The organism is Kitasatospora sp. NPDC093550 (assembly GCF_044764985.1).
Lineage (GTDB): Bacteria > Actinomycetota > Actinomycetes > Streptomycetales > Streptomycetaceae > Kitasatospora.
Genome location: NZ_JBIWJF010000028.1, coordinates 15,014 through 30,301, shown reverse-complemented (window position 1 = coordinate 30,301; position 15,288 = coordinate 15,014). Strand labels below are relative to the sequence as shown.

Sequence of the window (15,288 nt, the reverse complement as noted above, 5' to 3'; positions counted from 1 at the left end):
CCTAGCGGTCCACCACGCGGTCGAAGTGCGTGGTGGTGTGGCGGACCTGGAGGCCGAGCTCCTCGCCGATCGCCGGGGGCTTGGTCTCGCCGTCCAGGAACAGCAGCGAGACCTGCATGTGCGGCGGCTCGGCGAACCAGAGCTGCTTGCCGGCCCAGTGGAACGGCGACTTGGTCTTGTTGACCGTCGCCAGGCCGGCCCGGGCGATGCCCTTGGCCCGCGCGCCCATGCTCTGCACGTACTTGGGCGCCTCCAGGCCGATGCCGTGCGCGGTGCCGCCGGCGACCACCAGGATGTGGCCGTCGGTCGGCGCCGGGTGCTGGCGGTAGCCGTAGCGGTCGCCCTTCTTCACCGGGGTGACGTCCAGGACGGTGGCCCGGACCTCCAGCGCGGCGTGGTCGCCCAGCCAGAGCCGGGTGCCGATCCGGGCCCGGAAGACGGTCTCCGGGTAGCGCTGGGCCAGCTGCTCCATGCCGGCCGCGCCGAGGTGGCTGACGAACACGGTGTGCACCGGGACGCCGGCCGCGCGGGCGGTGTCCACCCAGTACGCGACCTCCTCGACCGGGCTGGAGCCGTCCGGCCGGTCCATCGGCAGGTGCAGCGCCAGGCCCTCGAACGCGACGCCCTCCAGCTCGGCGGCGACGGTGCGCAGGTCGGCGGCGCTCACGCCGTGCCGGCGCATGGTGGTCATGCACTCCAGCACCACCCGGGCACCGTGCAGCGACCGCAGCGCGTCCACGCTCGCCACCGTCCGGATCACCCGGGCGTGCGGCAGCGGGAGCACCTCCTCGCCGACCCGGTACGGGGTGAGCACCAGCAGCTCGCCGCCGTACCACTCGGCGGCGTCGGCCGCCTCGTACGCGGTACCGACGGCGAGCACACCGGTGCCCAGCAGCGTCGCCTCCTCGGCCAGCCGGTGGTTGCCCAGGCCGTAGCCGTTCCCCTTGGCGACCGGCACCAGACCGGGGAACTCGGCGAGGACGGAGCGCTGGTGGGTGCGCCAGCGTTCGGTGTCGAGGTAGAGCGACAGCGTCATCGGGTCAGCCTCCTCAGCGGCGGGACATGTAGAGGTCGAGGGCCTTGTGCAGCAGCTTGTTCAGCGGGAAGTCCCACTCGCCGAGGTACTCGGCCGCCTGGCCGCCGGTGCCGACCTTGAACTGGATCAGGCCGAACAGGTGGTCGTTCTCGTCCAGGGTGTCACTGATGCCGCGCAGGTCGTACACCCCGCCGCCGAGGGCGTAGGAGTCGCGCATCATCCGCCACTGGATGGCGTTGGACGGCTTGACCTCGCGCTTGTGGTTGGCCGAGGCGCCGTAGGAGTACCAGACGTGCTCGCCGACCACGAGCATCGTGGTGGCGGCCAGCGGCTCGCCCTCGTGGTAGGCGATGTACAGCCGCATGCGGTTCGGGTCCTCGGCGGTGAGGGCCTTCCACATGCGCTGGAAGTAGGACAGCGGGCGCGGGGTGAAGCGGTCGCGCTCGGCGGTGACCAGGTAGAGCTGGTGGAAGATCGGCAGCTCGTCGTAGCCGCCCTGGAACACCTCGACGCCGCTCTTCTCGGCCTTCTTGATGTTGCGGCGCCACAGCTGGTTGAAGTTCTTGTGGATGTCGTCCAGCGAGCGGTTGGCCAGCGGCACCTGGAAGACGTAGCGGGGCTGGACGTCGCCGAAGCCGGCGCCGCCGTCCTCGCCCTGCAGCCAGCCGGACTTGCGCAGCCGGTCGGCCACCTCGAAGGCGCGGGCCTCGTACCAGTCGGCCTCGACGTCGCGCAGGCGCTTGGCCTGCTTGCCGGCGATGGCCTCCTTGATGGTGGGGGCGTTCCAGCGGCGGATGACCACCGGCGGGCCCATCTTCACCGAGAACGCGCCCTGGGCCTTCAGGTGCGCCAGCATCGGGGAGAGCCAGCGGTCCAGGTCCCGGTCGAACCAGTCGATGACCGGGCCCTCGGGCAGGTAGGCGAGGTACCGCTTGAGCTTCGGCAGCTGGCGGTAGAGCACCAGGCCGGCGCCGACGATCTGGTCGGAGTCGTCGAACCAGCCGATCGACTCGGACCGCCACTCGGCCTTGACGTCGCCCCACGACGGCACCTGCATGTGGCTGGCCGAGGCGCGGCTCCTGATGAAGGCGAGGTGCTCCTCGCGGGTGATCGTCCTCAGGCGCAGGCTCATTGCTCGGTGCTCCTCGTCGGTCGGGCTGCGGTGGGCCCCGGGTTCTCGGGCTGACCTTATCGTCCGGGGCCCGGGCGCCCGTCGCGGGCGGGCACGACGGCGCCCCCGTCGCGTACCTGTCTCCTTGCAGATACGCGAAGGGGGCGCCGAGGGTTCCGGACGCGCCCGGCGGGGCCGTCCCGCGGGGCGCGGGCTCAGCCCCAGAGACCGCCGCGGGCGATCCCGAGGTAGAAGCCGACCGCGGACGCGCCGAGCGTGATCATCAGGACGAAGCGCTCGGCGGTGGTCACCGAGACGAACATGCCGTACAGCCCCGTGACGATGCCGGCCAGGCCGGTCCACGAGGTCAGCACGTGCAGGTTGTAGAAGAACGAGGTGGTGAAGGCGATCACACCCAGGACCGCGGTGATGGCGACCAGGGTGTTCTCGCGGGGGTGCGGGTGGCCGTCGGTGTTCAGCGTGAGCGCGGGCATGCGGTGGACGGACTGGGCCATGAGTCCCACCTCCTGGCGTGGAGACGAACGGGCAGGAATCCCGTTCCGTCCAGATTGCGGCGCTTGGGTCGCTCTCACAACCCCTATGCGTTTTGTTCGGCCGTACGGGTGCGGGTAGGCTGTGCCGTCTGCACTGGTGTAGTTGTGCCCCCCTGCGCCCTCTTCCGGGTGACACCCCCTTCCGGGTGGTGCGGGGCCCGACTGTCTGACCCGCCCGCTACGGTGGGCCGGAGTCGTCACTGCTCCGGTGCCGACGCTACGCACAACCCTCCTGCCACGGAGAGACCGTGGCCGCTGAGTCCAAAGGAGGTGGGTTACCCATGCGTCACTACGAGGTGATGGTGATCCTCGACCCGTCGGTCGAGGAGCGCGCTGTCTCCCCCCTGATCGAGAACTTCCTCACTGTCGTCCGCAACGGCGGCGGCAAGGTGGAGAAGGTCGACACCTGGGGTCGTCGCCGTCTGGCTTACGAGATCAACAAGCAGTCCGAGGGCATCTACTCGGTCATCGACCTGAAGGCCACGCCTGAGGTCGTCAAGGAGCTCGACCGCCAGATGGGCCTGAGCGAGTCGGTTCTGCGGACCAAGGTCCTGCGCCCGGACACCCACTGAGCCACCTCTGAGGCCTTCGGGTCTCGGGTAGCTCGCGTCCGCTGTTTCACGTGAAACAGCGGTGAACGGACATCTTCCCGAGAGGTCATCACCACCATGGCAGGCGAGACCGTCATCACCCTCGTCGGCAATCTCGTCGACGACCCCGAGCTGCGCTTCACCCCGTCGGGTGCGGCGGTCGCGAAGTTCCGCATCGCGTCCACCCCCCGCACCTTCGACCGTCAGACGAACGAGTGGAAGGACGGCGAGAGCCTCTTCCTCACGTGCAACGTCTGGCGGCAGCCGGCGGAGAACGTGGCCGAGTCGCTGCAGCGCGGCATGCGCGTCATCGTGCAGGGCCGACTGCGCCAGCGGTCTTACGAGACCAAGGAAGGCGAGAAGCGGACGGTCTTCGAGGTCGAGGTCGACGAGGTCGGCCCGAGCCTGCGGTCGGCGACCGCCAAGGTCACCCGGGCCAACCGGTCCGGCGGCCCCGGTGGCGGCTTCGGCGGCCAGCAGGGCGGCGGCCAGGGCGGTGGCGGCTGGGGCGGCGGCGGTGGCGGCCAGCAGGGCGGCAGCTGGGGTGGCAACTCCGGCGGCCAGTCCGGCCCCTCCGAGGACCCCTGGGCCTCCAGCGCCCCGTCCGGTGGAAACCAGGGCGGCGGCTGGGGTGCCCCGTCCGGTGGTGGCGGCGGCTACTCGGAAGAGCCCCCGTTCTAAGAGCTGACAGATTTCGTGCGGCCCGGCCGTCGGCGTCCCCGGACGCCCGCCGGGCCGTGAACCCCAAATGGAGCACACAATGGCGAAGCCGCCTGCTCGCAAGCCGAAGAAGAAGGTTTGCGTCTTCTGCAAGGACAAGGTCAACTACGTTGACTACAAGGACACGAACCTGCTGCGGAAGTACATCTCCGACCGCGGCAAGATCCGTGCCCGCCGGGTCACCGGCAACTGCACCCAGCACCAGCGTGACGTCGCCACGGCCGTGAAGAACAGCCGTGAGATGGCGCTGCTGCCCTACACCAGCACCGCGCGCTAAGAGAGGGTGACCGAGTAATGAAGATCATCCTCACGCACGAGGTGCCGGGTCTCGGCTCCGCCGGCGAGGTCGTCGAGGTCAAGGACGGCTACGCCCGCAACTACCTGGTCCCGCGTGGCTACGCCATCCGCTGGACCAAGGGTGGTCAGAAGGACGTCGACGCCATCCGTCGCGCCCGCAAGATCCACGAGATCCAGACCCTCGAGGCCGCCAACGAGGTCAAGGGTCAGCTCGAGGGCGTCCAGGTCAAGCTGGCCGTCCGCTCGGGCGACGCCGGCCGTCTGTTCGGCTCGGTGACCCAGGCCGACGTCGTCGAGGCCATCAAGGCCGCCGGCGGCCCGTCGGTGGACAAGCGCGCCGTCGCGATCGCCTCGCCGATCAAGACCGTGGGCACCCACAAGGTCTCGGTCAAGCTGCACTCCGACGTCCAGGCCAACCTGGACATCGCGGTCGTCGCTGCCTGAGTTCCGTAGCAGTGGCCCGAGGGCCGGACTCCTCCCGGAGTCCGGCCCTCGGTCGTTCCCGGGGCGGCCCCCGCCCGCGCCAGCCCGCCCGTGCCTCGGAGCCGGCCCGCCCGGCGCGCGGCTAGCCGCGCACGGCCCCGGTGACCAGCCACTTGCCGCCGCGGGCGCGCCCGACCAGGAAGGCGGCGCGGACCAGCATGAACAGGTTCATCGCCCACCAGAGCCCGGCCAGTCCGACGCCGGTGGCCGGGACGGCGAAGGCCGCCGGGGCGAACACCGCCAGGGTCGCGAGCGCGGCCCGGGCCAGGTACGGGCCGTCCCCGGCGCCCATCAGCACGCCGTCCAGGACGAAGACCAGGCCGGCCACCGGCTGGCTGAGCGCGAGCAGCAGCAGGGCGGTGTCCAGCTGGGCGTGGACGGCCGGGTCGGGCGTGAACAGCGGGACGTACAGCGGGCGGGCGGCGACCACCAGCAGGCCGAGCACCACCCCCGAGCCGATGCCCCACTCGACCATCCGCCGGGTGGCGGCCCTGGCGCCCGGGACGTCCGAGGCACCCAGGTAGCGGCCGATGATGGCCTGACCGGCGATCGCGATGGCGTCCAGCGCGAAGGCCAGGAAGCTGAACAGCGTCATGGTGATCTGGTGCGCGGCCACCTGGTCGTCGCCCAGCCGGGCGGCCACCGCGGTGGCGATCATCAGCACCGCGCGCAGGCTGATCGTCCGGACCAGCAGCGGGCCGCCCGCCCTGGCGCAGGCCCGGATGCCCGCCGCGTCCGGGCGCAGCGAGGCCCGCTCCCGGCGGGCGCCGCGCACCACCACGACCAGGTAGGCGGCCGCCATCCCGGTCTGCGCGAGCACGGTGCCCCAGGCCGAGCCGGCCACCCCGAGCCCGGCGCCGTACACCAGGCCGGCGTTCAGGCCGATGTTCGCGGTGAAGCCCGCCACGGCCACCACCAGCGGCGTGCGGGTGTCCTGGAGGCCGCGCAGCACGCCGGTGGCCGCCAGCACCATGAGCATCGCCGGGATGCCGAGGGAGCTGATCCGCAGGTACGTCACCGCGTACGGCGCGGCGGTCGGCGAGGCGCCCAGGACCCCGGCCACCCACGGGGCCGCCAGCAGGGTGGCCAGGACCACCGGGACGGCCAGGCCGAGGGCGAGCCAGATGCCGTCGACCCCCTGCTGCACCGCGCCCCGGCGGTCCCCGGCGCCGATCCGGCGGGCGACCGCCGCGGTGGTGGCGTAGGCGAGGAAGACGAACACGCCGGTCGCGGTGGTGAGCGCGGCGGAGGCGACGCCGACCCCGGCCAGCTGGGGGGTGCCGAGGTGTCCGACGATCGCCGAGTCGGCCATCAGGAAGAGCGGCTCGGCGACCAGCGCGCCGAAGGCCGGGACGGCCAGGGAGAGGATCTCCCGGTCGTGCCGACGCCGGGCGGTGGCCGGCTGGGTGTCGTGGGGCGGCGAGGCGGTCATGGGCTCCAGGCTACTCATCCACAGGTAATGGACGGAAGGCCAATGTGACCATTACTCGAAATCTTGAGCGATGCGGTTGGGCCGCTCTGTGCCCACAGCCGTTCGGAGGTGTGTGAAGAATTTCTCATGCACAGGCCCTGGAAGAGGTAATGCCAGGTCAGCAAGTTGACGGTGGATCGATCGTCCGGTTATCCACAGGGACGTCCACAGGGGTGTCCACAGCTTTGCGGCAGTTCTCCACAGGCCGGGGCCGCTCATCCACACCCCCTGTGGATAACCGTCTTGGCGCAAGGGCGTCCGGCGCCTTAGCGTGGGCCGTCCGCCCGACACTCCCAGCGCCCCGGCGTCCGATTTGTCGGAGCCGTGGCGTACAAAGAGGAGCGGATCCGCTCCACCCAGCCACCGGCAAGGCCCGCTCCAACTCGCACCACTCGCTGATCGGGGAACACGCGTGACCGGCCCCCAGTACGACGACCACGACGCCCCGCCGCCGGAGGAGGACTGGCAGAACGCCGAGGACCCCTTCCCGGCCGGTGCCTTCGACGACGCCCCCTTCCCGGACGGCCCCGGCGACCGGCTCCCGGTCTCGCGCAGCCGCAACGGCCAGGACGGCCAGGGCGGTGGCCGCGACGGCTTCCAGAAGGGCGGCTTCCAGGGCGGCAAGGGCGGCCGGAACGGCTCCGGGCGCGAGGGCGGCCAGCGGGACGGCGGCTGGCAGCGGCGGGGTGAGGGCGACGGCGAGGGCGGCGTGGACGGCTTCGAGCGCGTCCCCCCGCAGGACCTCGCGGCCGAGCAGTCCGTCCTCGGCGGCATGCTGCTGTCCAAGGACGCCATCGCCGACGTGGTCGAGGTGCTCAAGCCGGCCGACTACTACCGGCCCGCGCACGAGATGATCCACGGCGCGATCCTCGACCTCTACGCCCGGGGCGAGCCGGCCGACCCGATCACCGTGGCCGGCGAGCTGACCAAGCGCGGCGAGCTGCAGCGCGTCGGCGGCGCCTCCTACCTGCACACCCTGGTCAACTCCGTCCCGACCGCGGCCAACGCCGAGTACTACGCCCAGATCGTCCACGAGCGCGCCGTGCTGCGCCGCCTGGTCGAGGCGGGCACCCGGATCGCCGGCATGGGCTACGCCGCCGAGGGCGACGTGGACGAGATCGTCAACGCGGCCCAGGCGGAGATCTACGCCGTCACCGAGCAGCGCACCAACGAGGACTACGCGCCGCTCGCCGACATCATGGAGGGCGCCCTCGACGAGATCGAGGCGATCGGCTCCCGCAACGGCCAGATGTCCGGCGTGCCGACCGGCTTCGCGGACTTCGACCAGCTCACCAACGGCCTGCACCCCGGCCAGATGATCGTCATCGCGGCCCGTCCCGCGATGGGCAAGTCCACCCTCGCGCTGGACTTCGCGCGGGCCTGCTCGATCCACCACAAGCTGCCGAGCGTGATCTTCTCGCTCGAAATGGGGCGCAACGAGATCGCCATGCGCCTGCTCTCCGCCGAGGCCCGGGTCGCGCTGCACCACATGCGCTCCGGGAACATGACGGACGACGACTGGACCCGGGTCGCCCGCCGGATGCCCGACGTCAGCGAGGCGCCGCTGTTCATCGACGACTCGCCCAACCTGTCGATGATGGAGATCCGCGCCAAGTGCCGTCGGCTCAAGCAGCGCAACGACATCAAGCTGATCGTCATCGACTACCTCCAGCTGATGCAGTCCGGCGGCTCCCGCCGGGCCGAGAACCGCCAGCAGGAGGTCTCGGACATGTCCCGTAACCTCAAGCTGCTGGCCAAGGAGCTGGAAGTCCCGGTCATCGCGCTCTCCCAGCTGAACCGTGGACCCGAGCAGCGCACCGACAAGCGCCCGATGGTCTCCGACCTGCGTGAGTCCGGCTCGATCGAGCAGGACGCCGACATGGTCATCCTGCTGCACCGCGAGGACGCCTACGAGAAGGAGTCCCCGCGCGCCGGCGAGGCCGACCTGATCGTCGCCAAGCACCGCAACGGCCCGACCGCGACCATCACGGTGGCCTTCCAGGGCCACTACTCGCGCTTCGTCGACATGACCCGGGACTGACCGTACGGACAGCGGTTCGTTCGGGGCCGACCCCGGCCGGGGTCGGGCTCACCCGAATGGGCTAATGTCCGGCGGATGACGACCAAGGGATCACTGGCTCGATGGGGAGCACGGAGAGCCGGGCGGGGCGAACGCGCCGCGGCGCCGGCGAGCCGGCTCGGGTGGCTGGACGCGCTGCGCGGGATCGCCGCGCTCGCGGTGGCGGCCCATCACTTCGAAATCCTGAAGCTGATCCCGCACGGCGCCACCGTCTCGGCCAACTTCGACCTCGGCTTCTACGGGGTCATCGCGTTCTTCATCGTCAGCGGGTACATCATCCCGGCCTCGCTGGAGCGCCGCGGTGACGTCCGGGCCTTCTGGATCGGCCGGGTCTTCCGGATCTACCCGGCGCTGATCGTCAGCATGCTGTTCGCCGAGCTCGTCCTGCCGCACGACTACCAGGTCCTCACCTTCAACGGCTACCACCACGACAAGCTGTGGCTGGCCGGCAACGGCCTGATGCTGACGGACGTGCTGGGCGTCGTCAACGGGCTCAGCGTGAGCTGGACGCTGACGTACGAGATGCTCTTCTACTTCTTCGTCAGCAGCCTCTTCACCTTCGCCTGGCACCGGCGCAGCGCACCGATCGCGGTCGGGGCGGCGGCGATCGCCCTCGCGCTGGGCGTCTGGATCCCGTCCTACAGCCTGCAGACCGGCCTCGGCGCGATCACCAACCTCACGGTCGCCGCCGTGGCCATCGTGGGCATGGGCCTGCTCTGCATGCTCAGCGGCAACGCCTCCCTGGCCCGGACCGGCGGTCTGCTGCTGGGCGGGCTCGGCCTGTTCCTGGTGTTCACCAACGGCCGGACGACCGCGTACGAGACCTTCACGATCTTCGCGACGATGTTCGCCGGCACGGTGATCTACCGGGCGCAGCACGGGCAGATCGCCCGGATCGAGGCCTGGCTGACCGTCGGTTTCGTGGTGGTGGCCGGCGCCCTGGTGGGGTGGATGTACAACCGGGGCGCGATGGCGCACGCGACCTCGACCTTCACCTGGACGGCGTGGACCAACGCCTACCTGGCGGCGTGGGCCTCGTTCGGCTTCTTCTTCCTGCTGCGCAAGCGCCGGCTGCCCCGTCCGCTGGTCTGGCTGGGCGCGGTGAGCTTCTCGGTCTACCTGTTCCACTGGCCGGTGAAGACGTTCCTGCTCTGGCGGTTCGGCTGGGACCGGAACTTCTACCCGGACAAGCTGGCCTCGCTGACGTTCGTGGAGCGGTGGTCCTGGGTGGCCGGGTACGTCGCGGTGCTGCTGGTGGTCTGCTGGCTGGTGTACCGGCTGGTGGAGCTGCCGTTCCAGAACCTGGGCCGGAAGCTGACCAAGGCGGCGAACCGGCGGTGGCCGCCGCAGTCGCTGGAGGCGCCGGCCCCGGCGGTGGCCTTCGTCCCGGCCCAGGCCTCGGGGGCGGAGCCGGAGCCGGCGCTGGTGGGCGCGGGGCAGGGTCAGGGCAAGCCGACCGGCTGAGCGCGGCCGGGCGGGGGCGTCGGCCGACGGAACGGGGCCGGGCAGCAGGAGGGTTCCTGCTGCCCGGCCCCGTGTTCTGCCCGCGCCTGTGTTCGTCGGCGCGTCGTGCCGTCGTGCCGTCGGAGCGGCGGGGCGTCAGAGGGTGACGGTGGCCCGGAAGAGGGTGGTGCCGGCGCCGGTGAGGCGGGTCGGGGTGCCGGTGGCGGGGAGGAAGGCGGACTGGCCGCGGGCGAGGTCGAGGACGGTGCCGTCGGCGGCGGTGAGCCGGGCGGTGCCCTCGGTGCAGAGCAGGATCTGCGGGGTGCGGCCGTCGATCGCGCGCTCGACGCCGTCCAGCACGAAGCGGGACAGCCGGAACTCGTCGATCGGAACGGGGTAGAGCTCCTCGCCGGGGGTGGCCTCGACCTCGACCGGGGTCTGCACCGCGGGGGCGCCGGACTCGAAGACCACGACCTTCAGCAGCTCCGGCACGTCGATGTGCTTCGGGGTGAGGCCGGCCCGCAGCACGTTGTCGGAGTTGGCCTGCAGCTCGACGCAGGCGCCGGACAGGTAGGCGTGCGGCACCCCGGCGCCCAGGTAGAGCGCCTCGCCGGCCCGCAGCCGGAAGTGGTTGAGCAGCATGCCGGCGAGCAGACCGCGGTCGTCCGGGAAGTCCTTGGCGATCCGGGCGTAGGGGGCGTAGTACCAGTCCGGATCGCCGGTGTCGTACTCGGCCAGTGTCCCGGCGGTCGCCCGGACGGTCTTCACGGCGGTCTCGTCGTCCATGGTGAGGATGGCGGCCAGCGTGCCGCGCAGCGCCTCGGTCTCGTCCTCGACCCCGAGCAGGTCGATCAGCGGCTCCAGCTCGGGCACCGAGAGCCTGGCCATCAGCTCGGCCGCCCCGTTGACCGTGCGGAAGCCGCAGAGGCCCTCGAACTCGCCCAGGGCGCAGATCATTTCGGGCTTGTGGTTGGCGTCGCGGTAGCTGCGCTCGGGGGCGTCCAGCGGGATGCCGAGGGCGTTCTCGGCGGCGAAGCCGGCGCGGGCCTGCTCGATCGTCGGGTGGGCCTGGATCGACAGCGGGGTGCCCGCGGCGAGGACCTTGAAGAGGAACGGCAGGGTCGGGCCGAACCTGGCCACGGTCGCTGCGCCCAGCTCGCCCTCGGGGTCGGCCGCGATCAGCTCGTCCAGTCGGCGCGGGCCGTCCCCGCGGTCGGCGCGGGAGGGGTCTCCGGGGTGGGCGCCCATCCACAACTCCGCCTGCGGTTCCCCGGTCGGCTGCTGCCCGAGCAGCTCGGGCAGGGCCGTGAGCGACCCCCAGGCGTACGGGCGGACGGTGTTGACGAGCCTGTCCATGCGCGCGGTCCTACTCCTTCGCGGTCTGGGCCGGTGTGCCGGATGGCCGGGGGCGGGCCCGGCGCTGCGGGCGGTCCGGGCACGGGCAAGGGCATCGACCCTAGCCGAACGGTGTCACCCACGGGGAAACGGTGGGCATCCGGTGGGAGTGCCTCGGTCGGACCGGTGGTTCCCGGGCTCGGTAGTAGGATGCCAGGACGCAGTAGTCTCCGCCCTGCGCGCAGTCCCCCACCGTGGTCACCCCGTCGGAGGGCTGCCGGTGGAGCCGCGTTCCATGGTGCGGGCGACGGTGCTCCGAGATTCCCCGCCTTCGGCCGAGAGGTTTGTACGTGACCGTGAACCAGCAGAGTTTTGCTGATCTCGGCAGGGTCCTGGTGATCATCCCGACCTACAACGAGGCGGAGAACGTCGAGCGGATCGTCGGCCGGGTGCGCGCTTCGGTGCCCGAGGTGCACGTGCTGGTCGCCGACGACAACAGCCCCGACGGCACCGGCGAGCTGGCCGACAAGCTGGCCGTCGAGGACCCGAACGTGCACGTGATGCACCGCAAGGGCAAGGAGGGCCTGGGCGCCGCCTACCTCGCGGGCTTCCGCTGGGGCATCGACCACGGCTACGACGTCCTGGTCGAGATGGACGCCGACGGCTCGCACCAGCCCGAGGAGCTGGACCGGCTGCTGGGCGCCCTGCGCGGCGCCGACCTGGTGCTGGGCTCCCGCTGGGTGCCGGGCGGCCGGGTGGTGAACTGGCCGAAGTCGCGACTGCTGCTCTCGCGCGGCGGCTCGACCTACTCCCGGCTGATGCTGGGCGTGCCGATCAAGGACGTCACCGGCGGCTACCGGGCCTTCCGCAAGGAGACCCTGCTGGGCCTGGGGATGGACGAGGTCGCCTCGGCCGGGTACTGCTTCCAGGTCGACCTGGCCTGGCGCACGGTGAAGGCGGGGTTCAAGGTCGCCGAGGTGCCGATCACCTTCGTCGAGCGCGAGCTGGGCGCGTCCAAGATGAGCCGCAACATCGTGGTCGAGGCGCTGTGGCGGGTGACCACCTGGGGTCTGTCCGACCGGCTGGCCCGGCTGCGCGGCGCCGGGAAGCGCTGAGGCGCCGGGACGCGCTGAGAAGAGAAGCTCGGGTGAAGGGCCCGTCCGCTGGTGACAGCGGGCGGGCCCTTCCGCATGTCCGGGGGAGGACCGGCGGGCCTCAGCAGCCGCCGCTCTTGAGGGCGCTCTCCGGCAGGTAGCGATCGGCCCAGACGGCCAGCTCGTGCAGGGCGGGCTTGAGCGCGATGCCGCCCTCGGTGAGCCGGTAGCTGACCCGCAGCGGCGGGCCGGCGTCGACCTCGCGGACCACCAGTCCGGCCTCGGTCAGCTCGGTCAGCCGGTCGGAGAGCATCCGCTCGCTGATGCCGGGGACGGCGCGGCGCAGCTCGGAGAAGTAGGCCTGGCCCCCGTTGTTGAGCACGCCCAGCAGCATGCCCGTCCAGCGCTTGCCCAGCAGGGTGAAGACCCGGCCGAGAGCCAGGTCGACGTTCTGGCAGGCGCCCTCGGGCACGGGGCCGCAGGCATCGGGGGCGGTGGTTGCTCCGTCGGTCACTACCTGGTGCTGGGCCATGGCTCCAGGGTACTCGACCGGTCACTAGTGACTGCAGAAAAGTAAGCTGCTACCGTACTTTCAGCTGCAGCGAAAACAGCAGCTACTTATTCTCTGGAGGTCCGCCATGCCCACGCTTCTGCACATCGACTCCTCCGCGGTCGCCGACGGCTCCGTCTCCCGCGAGGTCACCGCCGCCTTCCGGGCCGCCTGGCAGGCCCAGCACCCCGAGGGCACCGTGATCTACCGGGACCTCGCCGCCGCCCCGGTCCCGCACCTGGACGCGCACGGCATCAGCGGCGGATTCGCCCCGGCCGAGGCCCGCACCGCCGAGCAGGCCGCCGCCTTCGCGCTGCGCGAGGAACTGATCGCGGAGTTGGAGGGGGCCGACGCCGTCCTGATCGGCAGCCCGATGTACAACTTCACGATCCCGTCGACCCTCAAGGCCTGGCTGGACCAGGTGATCCTGATGGGCCGCACCGCCGGCGAGGCACCGTCCGCCAAGGGCACCCCGGTCACCGTGGTCGCCTCCCGCGGCGGCTCGTACGCGCCCGGCGCCCCGCGCGAGCCGTACGAGTTCGTCACCACCTACCTGGGGAAGGTGCTGGGCGAACTCGGCCTGGAGGTCGACTTCATCGTCCCCGAGTTCACCATGGCCCCGGTCGTTCCGGCGCTGGCCGACTTCATCCCGAACGCCGCCGAGTCCAAGGCCCGCGCCCTGGAGCAGGCCGCCCGCCGGGCCGAGGAGCTTGCCACCCGGGTCGCGGTGTGACGTGAACCGGAAGGCGCGCCCCGCCGGGCGCGCCTTCCGTCGAATCGGGCACCGGTACTCCCATGCTGTAGGGCGCAGGAAATCCGACCGCCGAGCAGAGGGAGCAAGCCCGTGACGTCGTCCCCGCCCGAGGACAGCGCCGGCGCGGAGCGTGCGGACGCCTCGCCCGACGCGTCCGCGGAGACCGAGCGGGCCGCCCGGCCGCTGGAGGTCGCCGTCTTCGCCGGCCCCGAGTCGGCCTTCTTCGCCACCTCCACGCTGATCCTCGGCGAGCGGACCGCGATCCTGGTGGACGCCCAGCTCACCCGCAGCGCCGGACGCGAACTCGCCGAGTGGGTCGCGGGCAAGGGCCGCCGACTGCTCGCCATCGTGGTGACCCACCAGCACCCGGACCACTACTTCGGCGCCGAGGAGGTGCTGAAGCTCTTCCCCGACGCGCAGCTGCTGGCCGCCCCGGCGGTGGTCGAGGGCATCCGGCGCACCGCCGCCGCCAAGGTCGCGCAGTGGAAGCCGGTGTACGGCGACGACATCCCGGACCACCCGCTGGTCCCCGCTCCGCTGCTGCCGCAGCCGCTCATGCTGGACCGCCAGGTGATCCCCGTCCTGCTGCTCGGCCAGGGCGACTGCGGGAACTCCACCGTCGTCCACGTGCCGAGCATCCGGACCGTGATCGCCGGGGACTTCGCCTACAACGGCACCCACGTCTGGACCGCCGACACCACCCCGGCCCAGCGCATCACCTGGGGACACAACCTCGGCCGGATCGCCGACCTCGGGGTGGACCGGGTGATCGCCGGGCACCGCGCCCCCGGCCAGGGCGACGACGCCGCCCGGGTGCTCGCCTTCACCGCCGAGTACCTGCAGGACTTCGACCGGCTGCTGGCCGTGCACCCGGACGACCCCGAGGCCCTGGTCACCGCGATGAACGAGCGGTACGGGGAGCTGACGCTGCCGGCCATCCTCGACCTCGGCGCGGAGGCCAACACCGCCCGGGCGGCGGCGCGGCACGACACCGAGGACGCGGAGATCGTGGACGCGGAGATCGTCGAGGACGACCCGACCGACTGAGGCCCCGTCCGCAGACCCGTCCCGGGGCCGCTGCGGCAGGGCCGATACTGGCCGCATGACGCCGTACGACGTGATCGTTCCGGCGGGTGGTGCCGCCCGGCGCCTCGGCGGAGCCGACAAGCCCGCCCTGACCGTGGGCGGGACCACTCTGCTCGACCGGGTGCTCGCCGCCTGCGCGGACGCCCGCACCACCGTCGTGGTCGGCCCGACCCGGCCCACCGAGCGGCCCGGCGTCCGCTGGACCAGGGAACAGCCGCCCGGTGGCGGCCCGGTCGCCGCCGTCGCCGCCGGACTCGACCTGGTCACCGCGGACACCGTGCTGCTGCTCGCCGCCGACCTGCCGTTCCTGGACCGGCGGACGGTGGAACGGCTGGCCGCCGCACTGGACCGGGCCGGGGCGGGCGCGGACGCCGCCGTGCTGGTCGACGCGGGCGGGCGCGACCAGCCGCTCGCCGCCGCGTACCGCACCGCCCCGCTGCGCGCCGCGCTGGCCGCCCTCGGCGACCCGGCCGGGCAGCCGCTGCGCCGCCTGGTCGGCGGGCTGGCCCGGCTGCGGGTCGCCGACACCGACGACGTCGCGTACGACTGCGACACCTGGGAGGACCTGGAGCAGGCCCGGGAGCGCGACCGGGGTTGAGGCGAGCCGGGCCGGGGCGAGCCGGGGCCGCACTGCTCCCGTCGGCGGTCCGTGAGGGAGACGACGCGCCCCGCACACGGCCCCGG

General features: G+C 72.0%; 15 protein-coding genes and 1 pseudogene. 10 read left to right on the top strand and 6 right to left on the bottom strand.

The features are described from left to right. Position 1: 1 nt before the first annotated feature. The 3 genes from ACIRD3_RS32515 to ACIRD3_RS32505 form a co-directional block, all read right to left on the bottom strand. Positions 2-1,036 (bottom strand): alanine racemase, encoded by a 1,035-nt coding sequence (locus ACIRD3_RS32515; protein ID WP_402223747.1) that lies wholly within the window; start codon positions 1,034-1,036, stop codon positions 2-4. 13 nt (positions 1,037-1,049) lie between these two features. Further along, a complete protein-coding gene (locus ACIRD3_RS32510) occupies positions 1,050-2,168 on the bottom strand; it encodes a lipid II:glycine glycyltransferase FemX (RefSeq protein WP_402223745.1) in 1,119 nt (372 codons plus the stop codon). Between the two features lie 194 nt (positions 2,169-2,362). Continuing rightward, positions 2,363-2,662, bottom strand: a complete 300-nt coding sequence (locus ACIRD3_RS32505) for a hypothetical protein (RefSeq protein WP_402223743.1) — start codon at positions 2,660-2,662, stop codon at positions 2,363-2,365. A 320-nt stretch (positions 2,663-2,982) separates the two neighbouring features. Here ACIRD3_RS32505 and rpsF point away from each other — a divergent pair, with 320 nt between their 5' ends. The 4 genes from rpsF (at position 2,983) to rplI (ending at position 4,752) form a co-directional block, all read left to right on the top strand. Beyond that, positions 2,983-3,273, top strand: coding sequence for a 30S ribosomal protein S6 (rpsF, locus tag ACIRD3_RS32500; protein ID WP_030233085.1), 291 nt, complete (start codon positions 2,983-2,985; stop codon positions 3,271-3,273). A 96-nt stretch (positions 3,274-3,369) separates the two neighbouring features. Beyond that, the gene (locus ACIRD3_RS32495) at positions 3,370-3,972 is read left to right on the top strand and encodes a single-stranded DNA-binding protein (protein ID WP_402223740.1); all 603 of its coding nucleotides are present in this window, start codon (positions 3,370-3,372) and stop codon (positions 3,970-3,972) included. Positions 3,973-4,051: 79 nt separating this feature from the next. Beyond that, a complete protein-coding gene (gene rpsR / locus ACIRD3_RS32490; protein WP_030059640.1) occupies positions 4,052-4,288 on the top strand; it encodes a 30S ribosomal protein S18 in 237 nt (78 codons plus the stop codon). A gap of 17 nt (positions 4,289-4,305) precedes the next feature. Beyond that, positions 4,306-4,752, top strand: a complete 447-nt coding sequence (gene rplI / locus ACIRD3_RS32485; protein WP_402223738.1) for a 50S ribosomal protein L9 — start codon at positions 4,306-4,308, stop codon at positions 4,750-4,752. Between the two features lie 121 nt (positions 4,753-4,873). On the opposite strand, the gene ACIRD3_RS32480 is transcribed toward rplI, so the two are convergent. Continuing rightward, positions 4,874-6,223: an MATE family efflux transporter gene (locus tag ACIRD3_RS32480; protein ID WP_402223737.1), complete on the bottom strand. Its 1,350-nt coding sequence runs from the start codon at positions 6,221-6,223 to the stop codon at positions 4,874-4,876. A 451-nt stretch (positions 6,224-6,674) separates the two neighbouring features. Between ACIRD3_RS32480 and dnaB the strand changes: the two genes are divergently transcribed. Both dnaB and ACIRD3_RS32470 read left to right on the top strand, forming a co-directional pair. Continuing rightward, entirely contained in the window at positions 6,675-8,303 is a 1,629-nt protein-coding gene (gene dnaB / locus ACIRD3_RS32475) for a replicative DNA helicase (protein ID WP_402223735.1), read from the top strand. Positions 8,304-8,378: 75 nt separating this feature from the next. Beyond that, a complete protein-coding gene (locus tag ACIRD3_RS32470; protein ID WP_402223733.1) occupies positions 8,379-9,806 on the top strand; it encodes an acyltransferase family protein in 1,428 nt (475 codons plus the stop codon). Positions 9,807-9,941: 135 nt separating this feature from the next. Here ACIRD3_RS32470 and manA read toward each other — a convergent pair whose 3' ends face one another. Then, positions 9,942-11,141 (bottom strand): mannose-6-phosphate isomerase, class I, encoded by a 1,200-nt coding sequence (manA, locus tag ACIRD3_RS32465; protein ID WP_402223731.1) that lies wholly within the window; start codon positions 11,139-11,141, stop codon positions 9,942-9,944. Between the two features lie 329 nt (positions 11,142-11,470). Between manA and ACIRD3_RS32460 the strand changes: the two genes are divergently transcribed. Further along, positions 11,471-12,235, top strand: a complete 765-nt coding sequence (locus ACIRD3_RS32460; protein WP_402223729.1) for a polyprenol monophosphomannose synthase — start codon at positions 11,471-11,473, stop codon at positions 12,233-12,235. Between the two features lie 100 nt (positions 12,236-12,335). On the opposite strand, the gene ACIRD3_RS32455 is transcribed toward ACIRD3_RS32460, so the two are convergent. Then, entirely contained in the window at positions 12,336-12,746 is a 411-nt protein-coding gene (locus ACIRD3_RS32455) for a winged helix-turn-helix transcriptional regulator (protein ID WP_402223727.1), read from the bottom strand. A gap of 106 nt (positions 12,747-12,852) precedes the next feature. Here ACIRD3_RS32455 and ACIRD3_RS32450 point away from each other — a divergent pair, with 106 nt between their 5' ends. The 3 genes and pseudogenes from ACIRD3_RS32450 to ACIRD3_RS32440 form a co-directional block, all read left to right on the top strand. Then, positions 12,853-13,497 (top strand): FMN-dependent NADH-azoreductase, encoded by a 645-nt coding sequence (locus tag ACIRD3_RS32450; RefSeq protein ID WP_402223726.1) that lies wholly within the window; start codon positions 12,853-12,855, stop codon positions 13,495-13,497. Positions 13,498-13,608: 111 nt separating this feature from the next. Next, positions 13,609-14,565, top strand: coding sequence for an MBL fold metallo-hydrolase (locus ACIRD3_RS32445; RefSeq protein ID WP_402223724.1), 957 nt, complete (start codon positions 13,609-13,611; stop codon positions 14,563-14,565). Positions 14,566-14,620: 55 nt separating this feature from the next. Next, positions 14,621-15,189, top strand: a pseudogene (locus tag ACIRD3_RS32440) (molybdenum cofactor guanylyltransferase); the annotation flags it as partial. Between the last annotated feature and the right edge of the window lie 99 nt (positions 15,190-15,288).

Coding starts and splice junctions, on each gene's coding strand:
- ACIRD3_RS32470 (WP_402223733.1), top strand. CDS start 8,379: ATGACGACCAAGGGATCACTGGCTCGATGGGGAGCACGGAGAGCCGGG.
- ACIRD3_RS32495 (WP_402223740.1), top strand. CDS start 3,370: ATGGCAGGCGAGACCGTCATCACCCTCGTCGGCAATCTCGTCGACGAC.
- manA (WP_402223731.1), bottom strand. CDS start 11,141: ATGGACAGGCTCGTCAACACCGTCCGCCCGTACGCCTGGGGGTCGCTC.
- ACIRD3_RS32455 (WP_402223727.1), bottom strand. CDS start 12,746: ATGGCCCAGCACCAGGTAGTGACCGACGGAGCAACCACCGCCCCCGAT.
- ACIRD3_RS32480 (WP_402223737.1), bottom strand. CDS start 6,223: ATGACCGCCTCGCCGCCCCACGACACCCAGCCGGCCACCGCCCGGCGT.
- ACIRD3_RS32510 (WP_402223745.1), bottom strand. CDS start 2,168: ATGAGCCTGCGCCTGAGGACGATCACCCGCGAGGAGCACCTCGCCTTC.
- rplI (WP_402223738.1), top strand. CDS start 4,306: ATGAAGATCATCCTCACGCACGAGGTGCCGGGTCTCGGCTCCGCCGGC.
- rpsF (WP_030233085.1), top strand. CDS start 2,983: ATGCGTCACTACGAGGTGATGGTGATCCTCGACCCGTCGGTCGAGGAG.
- ACIRD3_RS32450 (WP_402223726.1), top strand. CDS start 12,853: ATGCCCACGCTTCTGCACATCGACTCCTCCGCGGTCGCCGACGGCTCC.
- rpsR (WP_030059640.1), top strand. CDS start 4,052: ATGGCGAAGCCGCCTGCTCGCAAGCCGAAGAAGAAGGTTTGCGTCTTC.
- ACIRD3_RS32515 (WP_402223747.1), bottom strand. CDS start 1,036: ATGACGCTGTCGCTCTACCTCGACACCGAACGCTGGCGCACCCACCAG.
- ACIRD3_RS32505 (WP_402223743.1), bottom strand. CDS start 2,662: ATGGCCCAGTCCGTCCACCGCATGCCCGCGCTCACGCTGAACACCGAC.